Origin of the sequence: Hydrogenophaga palleronii NBRC 102513 (genome assembly GCF_001571225.1) — a bacterium.
In the GTDB taxonomy this organism is placed as follows: Bacteria; Pseudomonadota; Gammaproteobacteria; order Burkholderiales; family Burkholderiaceae_C; genus Hydrogenophaga; species Hydrogenophaga palleronii.
This window is the reverse complement of sequence record NZ_BCTJ01000066.1, coordinates 1-11,115: the sequence shown is the minus strand read 5'-3', so window position 1 is coordinate 11,115 and position 11,115 is coordinate 1. Positions and strand designations below refer to the sequence as shown.

The window sequence follows — 11,115 nt, the reverse complement described above, 5'->3', positions numbered from 1 at the left end:
AATTCCTAAAGAACAAAACCCGTGTCACGGTTTAAGGTCTGCACCACACTGCTGATTCGCCCCGCACGGGAACAGGGCGGCGTGTGGTCGCAGACCGGCTACTGATCAGTTGAGGACAGGGCACCAGAGGCGGCCTGTCCCCAAAGTCATTATTTTGCGCGTGCAGCCACGATGGCTTCGGACACGTTGCGCGGCGCTTCGGAGTAGTGCTTGAACTCCATCGTGTACGTGGCGCGGCCTTGGGTGGCCGAACGCAGCGTGGTCGAGTAGCCGAACATTTCCGACAGCGGCACTTCGGCCTTGATGGCCTTGCCACCACCGACCATGTCTTCCATGCCTTGCACCATGCCGCGACGGCTGGACAGATCGCCCATCACGTTGCCGGCGTAATCTTCAGGCGTTTCCACTTCCACGGCCATCATGGGCTCCAGGATGACCGGGCTGGCCTTCTTGCAACCTTCCTTGAAGCCGAAGATGGCAGCCATCTTGAACGCCATTTCGGACGAGTCCACATCGTGGTACGAACCGAAGTGCAGCGTGACCTTGACGTCCACCACAGGGAAGCCTGCCAGCACGCCGGTGTTGAGGGCTTCGATCACACCCTTCTCGACCGCCGGGATGTATTCGCGTGGCACCACACCGCCCTTGATGGCGTCGACGAACTCGAAGCCCTTGCCGGCTTCGTTGGGTTCAATCTTGAACACCACGTGGCCGTACTGGCCCTTGCCGCCCGACTGGCGCACGAACTTGCCTTCGGCTTCGTCCACGCTCTTGCGGATGGTTTCGCGGTACGCCACCTGCGGCTTGCCGACGTTGGCTTCCACGCCGAATTCGCGCTTCATGCGGTCGACAATGATTTCCAGGTGCAGCTCGCCCATACCGGAGATGATGGTCTGGCCGGACTCTTCGTCGGTCTTGACGCGGAAAGAAGGATCTTCCGATGCCAGACGTTGCAGGGCAATGCCCATCTTTTCCTGGTCGGCCTTGGTCTTGGGTTCCACGGCCTGTGCGATCACAGGCTCGGGGAAGACCATGCGTTCCAGCGTGATGATGGCGGCAGGGTCGCACAGGGTTTCACCCGTGGTCACGTCCTTCAGGCCCACGCAGGCAGCGATGTCACCAGCTCGGATTTCTTCCACTTCCTGGCGCGTGTTGGCGTGCATCTGCACGATACGACCGATGCGCTCCTTCTTGCCCTTGATGGCGTTGAAGACGCTGTCGCCCTTCTTCAGCACGCCGGAATAGACGCGCACAAAGGTGAGCTGGCCCACGAACGGGTCCGTCATCAGCTTGAAAGCCAGCGCAGAGAACTTCTCGTTGTCGTCGGCCTTGCGGGTGATCGGCTCTTCGTTTTCGTCGGTACCCGAGACATCAGGGATGTCGGTCGGCGCCGGCAGGAAGTCGAGCACGGCATCCAGCATGCGCTGAACACCCTTGTTCTTGAACGCGGTGCCGCACAGCATCGGCTGGATTTCGCAATCGATGGTGCGCTTGCGCAGACCAAAGAGCAGCTCTTCCTCGGTGAGGCTGCCCTCTTCGAGGTACTTGTTCATCAGCTCTTCGCTGGCTTCGGCCGCGGCCTCGACCATCTTCTCGCGCCACTCGTTGCACACCGCAACCAGGTCAGCGGGAATGTCGCGGTACTCGAACTTCATGCCTTGCGAGGCTTCGTCCCAGTAGATCGCCTTCATCTTGATGAGGTCGACCACGCCTTCGAATTTCTCTTCGGCACCGATCGGCACCACGACCGGCACGGGGTTGGCCTTCAGGCGCAGCTTCATGCCTTCGACCACCTTGAAGAAGTTGGCGCCGGTGCGGTCCATCTTGTTGACGAACGCAAGGCGGGGCACCTTGTGCTTGTTGGCCTGGCGCCAGACGGTTTCCGACTGGGGCTGCACGCCACCCACGGCGCAGTACACCATCACGGCGCCGTCGAGCACGCGCATGGAACGCTCCACCTCGATGGTGAAGTCCACGTGACCGGGGGTGTCGATGATGTTGATGCGGTACTCAGGGCGCGAGCGGTCCATGCCCTTCCAGAAGCAGGTCACGGCCGACGACGTGATCGTGATGCCGCGCTCCTGCTCTTGCTCCATCCAGTCGGTCGTGGCCGCACCGTCGTGCACTTCGCCGAGCTTGTGCGTCACACCCGTGTAAAACAGGATGCGCTCGGACGTGGTGGTTTTGCCCGCGTCGATGTGGGCCGAGATACCGATGTTGCGGTAGCGCTCAATGGGGGTAGTGCGAGCCATGATGGATCCTTGATGGGTCGTGTTGACGATACTGCGGGCCGAGGCATTGACCGAATGCCGCCCGCCAATTTGCGGACCGCCGCAACCGCAACAAGGCTGCAGACAAAATGTCGGCAGCCTTGGCTGGGGTCGCTACGGTGCGAGAGCTTTAGAAGCGGAAGTGGCTGAACGCCTTGTTGGCTTCGGCCATGCGGTGCACTTCGTCACGCTTTTTCATGGCACCACCACGGCCTTCGGTGGCCTCGATCAACTCGTTGGCCAGGCGCAGGGCCATGGACTTCTCGCTGCGCTTGCGAGCAGCTTCCTTGATCCAGCGCATGGACAGGGCCAGGCGGCGAACGGGCCGGACTTCAACGGGCACCTGGTAGTTGGCACCACCCACGCGGCGGGACTTCACTTCCACCATGGGCTTGACGTTGTTGATGGCCACCGAGAAGATTTCGACCGGATCTTTGCCGCTCTTCTTCTCGATCTGCTCCAGCGCGCCATAGATGATGCGCTCGGCAACAGCCTTCTTGCCGCCTTCCATGATCACGTTCATGAACTTGGAGAGCTCGACATTGCCGAACTTGGGATCCGGCAGGATTTCACGTTTAGGGACTTCGCGACGACGTGGCATTTTTCACCTCATATTGCTTCAGTTGGTGCCTTGGCAGGCACCGCGAGGGCCATTCAAACCCCCACTTACTCGACCCACACGGAACATTCCGCGCTTCGGGTCACTACGCTGCATCACCGCGCCACGCGGGAAACAGCACCTGAAATTCAAACCAGATTTACTTGGCCTTGGGCTTCTTCGCACCGTACTTGGAGCGCGACTGCTTGCGGTCTTTCACGCCTTGCAAGTCGAGCGAACCACGCACGATGTGGTAACGCACACCGGGCAAGTCCTTGACACGACCACCACGGACCAGCACGACGCTGTGTTCCTGGAGGTTGTGGCCTTCGCCGCCGATGTAGGAGATGACCTCAAAACCGTTGGTCAGGCGCACCTTGGCAACCTTACGCAGAGCGGAGTTGGGCTTCTTGGGGGTCGTGGTGTACACACGGGTGCACACACCGCGACGCTGCGGAGAGTTTTCCATGGCCGGGCTCTTGGATTTGGTCTTTTCGACCTCCCGGCCGTGGCGCACGAGCTGATTGATGGTTGGCATTAAAACGTCCCTAAACGTTTGAAAAAAGCGAAAACGAAAACTCCTCGGAAGATTCCGAAAAGCCCTCTACTGTAGCACGGGGCTGGTTTTCTGACAATGAAAGGGCCCGACAAGCTGTGCCGGGCCCGGGCTGGAGCCTCGAAGGATCACTGGATCCAGAGGCGGATGGCGTCCCAGGCACGGCCGAAGATGCCACTTTCCTCCACGGTTTCCAGCACCGTCAGGGGAATTTCCACCACGGTGGCGCCAGCTGCCGTGGTCACGCGCAGCGTGCCGACGGACTGGCCCTTCAGCAGGGGGGCCACCAGCGGATCGGGCCGCACCACTTCGGACTTGAGCTTGCCGCCCTCGCCCGCGGGCACCGCCACCACCACACCCTCAGGACGGCCCAGACGGACCTCGCTGGCCTTGCCCTTCCAGATGCGCGGCGTGGCCACCGGCTGGCCGACCGGGATCAGGCGCACGGCGTCGAATGCCGTGTAACCCCAGTTGAGCAGCTTCTGGCTTTCGGCGGCGCGAGCGTTTTCGCTCGACGCACCCAGCACCACGCTGATCAGGCGGCGCTGGCCCTGGGCACCCTCGCCCAAGCCGGGCACCTGGCGGCGCGCGGTGGCCACCAGGCAATAACCGGCGGCGCTGGTGTGGCCGGTCTTCAGGCCATCAACGCTGGGGTCGCGGAACAGCAGCAGGTTGCGGTTGGTGTCGTTGGCCGCAGGCGTGCCGGGATAGCGGTAGCGCTGGATTGCGTAGTACGGCACGTACTGCGGGAAGTCAGCCATCAGGCGCGTGGACAGCGTGGCAAGGTCGCGCGCGGTGGTCGTGTGGCCGGCTTCGGTGAGGCCCTCGACGTTGCGGTAGCTGGTGCCGTTCATGCCCAGGGCCTTGGCCTGTTCGTTCATGAGCTGCACGAAACGCTCCACCGAGCCGGCAACCCCTTCGGCCAGGGCCACCGTGGCGTCGTTGCCCGACTGCACGATCATGCCTTTGATCAGGTCTTCCACCGGCACCTGCATCTTGGGGTCGATGAACATGCGCGAACCCGGCATCTTCCAGGCGCGCTCGCTCACGCCAAAGGTCTGGGTGAGGTTGATCTTGCCGGACTTGAGTGCGTCAAACACCAGGTAGGCGGTCATGAGCTTGGTCAGCGACGCCGGCTCCACGGGTTGGTCCGGGTCCTTGGAGGCCAGCACCTGGCCGGAGGTCACGTCCAGCAGCAGATAGGCGCGCGCGGCCACTTCGGGCGCGGCCGGCATCTGGGCCAGCGCGGGCAGCGCCACCACCAGCGGTGCGCACAACAGGAGAAAACGGGAGAAAAGGCGTCTCAACAAAATCCGGTCCTTCAACGACAAAAGAAAAAACACCGCGGCGCGGTCAGGCGCGCAGGTGACGCAGCACCAGCTCCCGCAACAAGGGGAGCTGGCCATGGAAGAAATGACCGCCGCCTGGCACCACCAACACGGGAAGCGTTTGCGGGCGGGCCCAGTCCATCACGGCCGACAAGGGCACGGTGTCATCCTGCTCGCCATGAACGACCAGTGTGCGGCCATGGAGTTCCGCGGCCACGGGTGCGACCTCAAACCGGCTGGCCGCCGTGCCCACCAGCACCAGGCGCTGGAGGTCGCGCGTGGCCTGCCGTTGTGCCGCCGCGTGGCTGGTCACGAAAGCGCCGAACGAAAAACCTGCCAGGCACAGCGGGCCGTCGGCCGCAAGGCCATCGATCACGGCCAGCAGATCGTCGAGCTCACCGCGCCCCTCGTCGTACACGCCCTCGCTCCGGCCGACACCCCGGAAGTTGAAGCGCACCGCGGTCCAGCCATCGAGCACGCAGGCGCGCGCCAGGGTCTGCACCACCTTGTTGGTCAGGGTGCCGCCATGCAGGGGATGGGGGTGGGCGATCACGGCGGTGCCGCGCGGCTCGCCGCTGGGGCGGTCAATCGCCACTTCCAGCGCGCCGGCGGGGCCGGCGAACGTGCTGAACTCGGTCTGCGCGTTCATGCGGTCAGCCCCCGAACCAGCACGGCCTGGCCATGGTGGATGTACATGGTTCAGCGCCCCACGTCCGGCGGCGTCAGCAGGCGCTGCACCACGACGCCGTCGCGCAGGTGCGATTGCACGATCTCGTCGATGTCGTGTTCGTCCACGTAGCTGTACCAGACCGCCTCGGGGTAGACCACGGCAATCGGCCCGCCCGCGCAACGGTCCAGGCAACCGGCCTTGTTGACCCGCACCTTGCCCGCGCCAGACAGGCCCAGGGCTTTGGCTTGCGACTTGCATCGGTCGAATGCGGCTTGCGCCCGGTGCTGCGCGCAGGAGTCTTCACCGTTGTCCCGCTGGTTGAGGCAGAAAAAGATGTGCCGCTGGTAGTAGGACGTGTCTTGGCTCATGGCTCGATTTTAGTGGTGGGGGTGGGCACAGGCAGCCGGGCCGCGGCGCGCAGCCCGAAGATCAGCGCGGCAAAAGGCCACAACCAGCCCAGCCATTGCGAGATGCCATGAAAACGGATGAAACGCCCCTGCTCCCAGACCTCCAGCGACTGTGCGAAGTAAGGGCTGTCGGGCGCCTGATTGAGCAAGGTGAGCGAGACCGCCAGGCACAGCAGCATCACCACCGTGCACAGCCGGCGGGGGAGCGCCACCAGCGCCAGGCCGGCGAGCACCGCGATGATCAGGCCCAGGCCGGCCTGCGGGCTCATCCAGGCCCAGGCGTGCGAGGGCCCATAGGTCAGCGCAGCCGACAGTGCCGCGGCCCCGGCTGCGCAGACGAAGAAGAACACCAGAAACGACACGCGGCGCCAGATGGAGCGCATTTCGGCAAAACCCATCAGCAGCGGCGACAGCAGGCACAAGGCCACGCAAAAGGCCTGTGCCATGGGGCTGAGCGGGTCGGGCGCCTCCAGCCGGACCGGCACCCAGGTGAGGAACGGCGTTTCTTCCAGCAGTACCACCAGGCCGGCTTCCAGCCGGTCCCATACCTGCCCCAGGCCGAACGGGATGGACAGCGGGTAGAGCAGCGCAAACGGCCACAGCGCGAGCAGGACCAGGCTGCCATGTGCGGTGGGCTCAACCCAGTCGGCGCGGAACTGGCTCCAGCGGCGCAAGCCGCCCAGACGCTGCATCACCCAGGCGCAGCCCGCTCCCAGCGCTGCGCCGGCGCTGTTGAGCACGAAATCGACGTTCGAGGGCACGCGTGTTGGCAGGTAGTTCTGCACCGTCTCCACCGTCAGCGAGAGCAGGGTCGGCACACCGAAGGCCAGCCAGAGCGACCAGTTGCCCCAGCCCGAGCGCAACATCGCCAGGCTGAGCAGGAAACCCAGCGGGGCGTAACCCACCAGGTTGGAGGCGATGTCAAAACCGGTCCAGTACTGCGGCAAGGGTGCCTGCAGATAGGCAAAGGGCGACACACCCTGCACGCGCCAGCCGGTGAACGGGTACAGGCTCGCATACACCACCACCCCGGCAAACAGCAAGGCCAGCGGCCAGGCGGAGGATCGGGTTTTCAAGGTGTCAGAAGGGCTTGACGACGACCAGCACCACGATGACCACCAGCAGGATCACGGGGGCTTCGTTGAACCAGCGATACCAGACATGGCCGCGCCGCTGCGCGCCCTCGACAAACCGGCGCAGGATGGCACCGCAGGCGTGGTGGTAACCGACCACCAGCACCACGGCCGCCAGCTTGGCATGCATCCAGCCATTGCCGGCACCACGGCCGATGCCATAACCCAGCCAGAGCCAGAGCCCCAGACCGAGCGCGGGCACGGCCAGCAGGGTGGTGAAGCGCAGCAGCTTGCGTGCCATGAGAAGCAGGCGCTCACGTTCGGCCACGCTTTCGGGCGGCACCATCGCCAGGTTCACAAAGATGCGCGGCAGGTAGAACAAGCCGGCAAACCAGCTGGCCACAAAGACGATGTGAAAGGATTTGACCCAGAGCATCGCGGCAGTGTAGCCCCGCACCACGGGGTGTGCGGCGCCCGGCTGGAGAATGGAGCGGGCAAAAAAAACCCGGCCTCAAGGGCCGGGTGGGGAAGCCTTCTTGCTGTCACACACTAAGGCACCCGCTCAGGGAGGAAAAGCGGGAGGTCCACCTTTCGGCAGACCCACGGAAATGTTACACCAAGAAAGTAATTCGGCCAACAAACCTGTCAGTTCTGACATTGATTTTTTTTCGATCTTGAATTAGGCCGAATTACTACATCATCTTGGCGAGCTCGAACATCACCGCCGTTCCCAGTGCTTCACGCACATTGCCGCGGCCAACCTTGGCCATCGAAAACTCGCCAAAGCCGGACATGTCGAACGAGCTGTCGTCGGGCGAAATCTCCACAAACGGAAACTCGAACACCTCGCGCAGCAGCTCGCGGCGGAACAGGTCGAAGCCCTGTTCCTTGATCTCGGAGTCCACCACGATCAGGTTGGGCATGCGCGACTGGACGGCCCTGCGTGCCTGGTCAAAGTCAACCACGCTGTCCGACACGATACCGATTTCGCGCAGCGCGTCACGCACGTCGGCGCGAATCTGCAGGGTGGGCGAGATGGTCAACACGTAAACGCCCGAGAGCGACTTGAACATGGACGACTGGTCGTCCGACAGGTCCACCGCCGAAATACCGTCCACCGCCTGCACGGTGCGGGTGAACAAGGCGGTGAGGCTCACGCCTTCGTCGGTGAGCTGGCGGTCGATCTCGATGCCGCCTGCGGCCAGGCCGATCTGGCGCACCAGCATCCAGCTCAGGCTGTCCGCCTCCATGCTGCTTGAGGGCGGTGCGCCGTCGTTGCTCACGCGCACCATCAGGCGCGCGTGGCGCGGCCAGGCGTTGAGGTCCATGCGCACGTCGATGCGGCTGCCGAAGGCCAGCCCCCAGTCGAGCGCCGCGTTGACGAAGGTGTGGGCCACGGTGGGGTCGATCAGCACCTCCACCGGCTTGAGCTTGCGCCGCAGTTCGAGGCCCAGCACGGCAAATTCCTTCTTGCGCTCCTGCAGCACGCCTTCGACCAGGCTGTCCATCGCCACCTTCTCGTGCGACTGCCGGATGCGCCCGCCGTAGAAGCGGTGGATCTGCTGCGCGCTGATGCCGGAGAGCTTGATGCGGTCGGTCGGGATGCTGAGCGCGCGGTGCTCCTGGGTGCTGATGCGGCCCTTGCTCAGCAGCAGATCGATGGTGTTCTGCAGCACGCTGGTGCCCTCGGTGATCTGGTCGGCCAGGCTCGCCAGCAGCGCCGGCCAATGCGCGTCAAGCGACCAGGCTTCGGCATCGTTGGCGCCTGGTTTGGTGTTGGGGAAGCTGCTCGCGCTGGTCTTTTTGGTGGTCAACATAAACGTCGTGCGGTGCGCGACGCTGGCCGCACTCACAAGTAACAAAGTGTGTGACAACAAGAATAGCGCTTTTGGTGCATCGCGCACAGGGTGGTTGGACTGCTATCCATTTGCACCAGCGTGGAGTTCGCCACACCCGGCGCGCTTTTCCGGCGGGCGGTGGCCCCGGCGCGCCGAACGCGGCGGGCGCGCTCCACCCGATGCGTCACAAGGGACGGCCGACCGTTTGCCACAATAGGGCCATGCATGCACCCGCCCCCCACCCCATCAACCGCCCCCGCCGGCTGCGCCGCGATACCTTCACCCGCGACCTGGTGCGCGAGCACCGCCTGAGCGCGTCCGACCTGATCTACCCGGTGTTTGTGCTCGACGGCCAGAACCGGCGCGAAGCCGTGGCCTCGATGCCCGGTGTGGAACGGCTCAGCCTGGACCTGCTGCTGCCGGTGGCCGAGGACTGCGTGGCGCTCGGCATTCCCGTGATGGCCCTGTTCCCGGTGATCGACCAGTCTCTCAAGACACCCGACGGCCAGGAAGCCCTGAACCCCGACGGCCTGGTGCCGCGCGTGGTGCGCGAACTGAAGAGCCGCTTTCCGCAGCTCGGCGTCATGACCGACGTGGCGCTCGACCCCTACACCAGCCACGGCCAGGACGGCGTGCTCGACGAGCACAACTACATCGTGAACGACCCGACGGTGGAGATCCTGGTGCAGCAGGCGGTGACGCAGGCGCAGGCCGGCGTGGACATCGTGGCGCCGAGCGACATGATGGACGGGCGCATCGGCGCCGTCCGCCATGCGCTGGAGGCGCAGGGCCTGGTGCACACGCGCATCATGGCCTACAGCGCCAAGTACGCCAGCGCCTTCTACGGCCCGTTCCGCGACGCGGTGGGTTCGGCTGCCAACCTGGGCAAGGCCGACAAGAAGGTCTACCAGATGGACCCGGGCAACTCCAACGAGGCGCTGCGTGAAGTGGCGCTGGACCTGGCCGAAGGCGCCGACATGGTGATGGTCAAACCCGGCATGCCCTACCTGGACATCGTGCGACGCGTGAAGGACGAGTTCGCCGTGCCCACCTTCGCCTACCAGGTCAGCGGCGAGTACGCCATGCTCAAGGCCGCCGCCCTCAACGGCTGGCTGGACCACGACGCCGTGATGCTGGAAAGCCTGCTCGCCTTCAAGCGCGCCGGGGCCGACGGCGTGCTGACCTACTTCGCCCGCGACGCCGCCCGCCTGCTGCGCGGCTGACCCGCCACCCCCACACCGCCGCCCTCCATGCGCATCTTCCACATCCAGCCCGGCGCGGTCAGCGAGACCTCGACCCTGCCCATGGCGCTGCCCGAAAAAGGCTATGTGTGGATCGCCTGCGGGCGGCGCGAATTCGAGCTGGAACAGGGTGCCGTGCAGGCCACCCTGCAGATGCTGTGTGGCATGACGCTGGTCGATCTGCACATCGCCGACCTGCTCAACAACCAGCTGCCCTCGCACTACGACTACACCTCGCAGTACGACATCCTGGTGTTCCGCCGGCTCGCGGCCGGCCACAGCGAGACCGACCTGTCCCACCCCGGCGAGGTGCTCACGCAGACCGTCAAACGCGGCGGTCCGCCGGTGCTGCGCCGCGTCGACACCAGCCCGGTCGGCTTCGCGGTGTTCGACCGTGTGCTGCTCACCGTGCACCCGGTCGGCTGCCAGGCGCTGGAGCAGTACGCCACGCGCCTGACCTCGGCCGCCACCGCCGCCTCGCGCGCGGCCGGCGTGCACCTGCCCCCCAGCCCGGCCGACCTGATGCTGCGCATCGTCAACCAGATGGTCGACGGTTACCTGGCGCTGCGCCGCGAGCTCACGCGCCAGCTCGACCACTGGCAAACCGAGCTGCTGCAGCCCAAGGCGCGCTTCAGCAACTGGGGCTCGCTGCTGGACGCGCGCATCTCGCTGCACCAGCTCGACGAGATCTGCGAAGACCAGCGCGCGTCGATCCAGGACTGGAACGAAAACCTCGCCACCTGGGAAGCCACCGACGCCATCGGTGGCCAGCGCGGGCTGGAGCTGCTGCGCGTGCGTTCGCGCGACGTGCTCGAACACATCGAGCGGGTGGTGCACCACGTGCGCCGGCTGGAGCAGAACGCCGAGACCGCGGTGCAGATGCACTTCTCGGCGCAGAGCAACCGGACCAACGACATCATGCGCACGCTCACCGCGCTGACCGCCATCTTCCTGCCCCTGAACCTGATCGCCGGCATCTTCGGCATGAACTTCCAGTTCATCCCCTTGCTGCACCAGCAGACGGGTTTCTGGTGGGCCATCGGCTCGATGGTGTTCATCGCCGTTGCGCTGGGCGTGGTGTTCTGGCGCAAGCGTTACCTGGCGCGCTCTTCCGGTAGATAGAGAGCCCCCCTG

11 protein-coding genes are annotated in these 11,115 nt (G+C 64.8%); 2 read left to right on the top strand and 9 right to left on the bottom strand.

Annotated elements, in window-relative coordinates; genetic code table 11:
* Nucleotides 1-149 precede the first annotated feature (149 nt).
* The 9 genes from fusA to HPA01S_RS21755 form a co-directional block, all read right to left on the bottom strand.
* Nucleotides 150-2,252, bottom strand: coding sequence for an elongation factor G (gene fusA, locus HPA01S_RS21795; RefSeq protein WP_066273505.1), 2,103 nt, complete (start codon nt 2,250-2,252; stop codon nt 150-152).
* A gap of 148 nt (nt 2,253-2,400) precedes the next feature.
* The gene (rpsG, locus tag HPA01S_RS21790; RefSeq protein WP_056266870.1) at nt 2,401-2,871 is read right to left on the bottom strand and encodes a 30S ribosomal protein S7; all 471 of its coding nucleotides are present in this window, start codon (nt 2,869-2,871) and stop codon (nt 2,401-2,403) included.
* A gap of 157 nt (nt 2,872-3,028) precedes the next feature.
* The gene (rpsL, locus tag HPA01S_RS21785) at nt 3,029-3,406 is read right to left on the bottom strand and encodes a 30S ribosomal protein S12 (RefSeq protein WP_056266875.1); all 378 of its coding nucleotides are present in this window, start codon (nt 3,404-3,406) and stop codon (nt 3,029-3,031) included.
* A 146-nt stretch (nt 3,407-3,552) separates the two neighbouring features.
* Complete coding sequence (locus tag HPA01S_RS21780; protein ID WP_066273504.1) at nt 3,553-4,731, bottom strand: D-alanyl-D-alanine carboxypeptidase family protein; 1,179 nt, start codon at nt 4,729-4,731, stop codon at nt 3,553-3,555.
* A gap of 46 nt (nt 4,732-4,777) precedes the next feature.
* The gene (locus HPA01S_RS21775) at nt 4,778-5,401 is read right to left on the bottom strand and encodes an alpha/beta hydrolase (protein WP_066273502.1); all 624 of its coding nucleotides are present in this window, start codon (nt 5,399-5,401) and stop codon (nt 4,778-4,780) included.
* A gap of 50 nt (nt 5,402-5,451) precedes the next feature.
* On the bottom strand, nt 5,452-5,790 hold the full coding sequence (locus HPA01S_RS21770) for a (2Fe-2S) ferredoxin domain-containing protein (protein WP_066273497.1): 339 nt from the start codon (nt 5,788-5,790) through the stop codon (nt 5,452-5,454).
* The gene (locus tag HPA01S_RS21765; protein ID WP_066273495.1) at nt 5,787-6,905 is read right to left on the bottom strand and encodes a VanZ family protein; all 1,119 of its coding nucleotides are present in this window, start codon (nt 6,903-6,905) and stop codon (nt 5,787-5,789) included. The genes HPA01S_RS21770 and HPA01S_RS21765 overlap by 4 nt, the downstream gene beginning before the upstream one ends.
* 4 nt (nt 6,906-6,909) lie before the next feature.
* On the bottom strand, nt 6,910-7,338 hold the full coding sequence (locus HPA01S_RS21760) for a CopD family protein (protein ID WP_066273493.1): 429 nt from the start codon (nt 7,336-7,338) through the stop codon (nt 6,910-6,912).
* A 256-nt stretch (nt 7,339-7,594) separates the two neighbouring features.
* The gene (locus HPA01S_RS21755) at nt 7,595-8,719 is read right to left on the bottom strand and encodes a hypothetical protein (protein WP_066273490.1); all 1,125 of its coding nucleotides are present in this window, start codon (nt 8,717-8,719) and stop codon (nt 7,595-7,597) included.
* A 242-nt stretch (nt 8,720-8,961) separates the two neighbouring features.
* On the opposite strand from HPA01S_RS21755, the gene hemB reads away from it, so the two are divergent.
* Together hemB and HPA01S_RS21745 are read left to right on the top strand one after the other, a co-directional pair.
* Nucleotides 8,962-9,963, top strand: a complete 1,002-nt coding sequence (gene hemB / locus HPA01S_RS21750) for a porphobilinogen synthase (RefSeq protein WP_066273488.1) — start codon at nt 8,962-8,964, stop codon at nt 9,961-9,963.
* A gap of 27 nt (nt 9,964-9,990) precedes the next feature.
* Nucleotides 9,991-11,103, top strand: a complete 1,113-nt coding sequence (locus tag HPA01S_RS21745; RefSeq protein WP_066273486.1) for a magnesium transporter CorA family protein — start codon at nt 9,991-9,993, stop codon at nt 11,101-11,103.
* The last annotated feature ends 12 nt before the right edge of the window (nt 11,104-11,115 follow it).